The sequence below is a fragment of the Bacteroides sp. 51 genome, assembly GCF_010500965.1.
GTDB lineage: Bacteria > Bacteroidota > Bacteroidia > Bacteroidales > Bacteroidaceae > Bacteroides.
Map to the genome: position 1 here is coordinate 1 of NZ_QVMI01000134.1, position 380 is coordinate 380.

Genomic DNA, 380 nt, shown 5'->3' on the forward strand with positions numbered 1-380 from the left:
GTAGTCCCAGGCAGAGTTGAACTGCCGACCTCTACATTATCAGTGTAGCGCTCTAACCAACTGAGCTATAGGACTAGTTCAACCTTGCCACAGCCAAAAAAAATAGGCGGGCTCGGCTTCTTTTATCTCTCAATACTATATATAAACATAACTAACAAGAGTACAATACCAGATGATTGCTCATCCAATATTAACTAAACCGTGAATTTGACCGTATATGCAAGATGAATATCTAAAACTTACGGTAATCGTAAATAGTAAATAGTCAAATCGTAAATCATTGCAGGCATCACTCCAGAAAGGAGGTGTTCCAGCCGCACCTTCCGGTACGGCTACCTTGTTACGACTTAGCCCCAGTCACCAGTTTTACCCTAGGACGA

1 tRNA gene and 1 rRNA gene are annotated in these 380 nt (G+C 42.1%); both read right to left on the reverse strand.

The features are described from left to right. Position 1: 1 nt before the first annotated feature. A tRNA-Ile gene (locus D0T87_RS23840) sits at positions 2–75 on the reverse strand. A 223-nt stretch (positions 76–298) separates the two neighbouring features. Continuing rightward, positions 299–380: ribosomal RNA gene (locus D0T87_RS23845) — 16S ribosomal RNA — on the reverse strand; the annotation flags it as partial.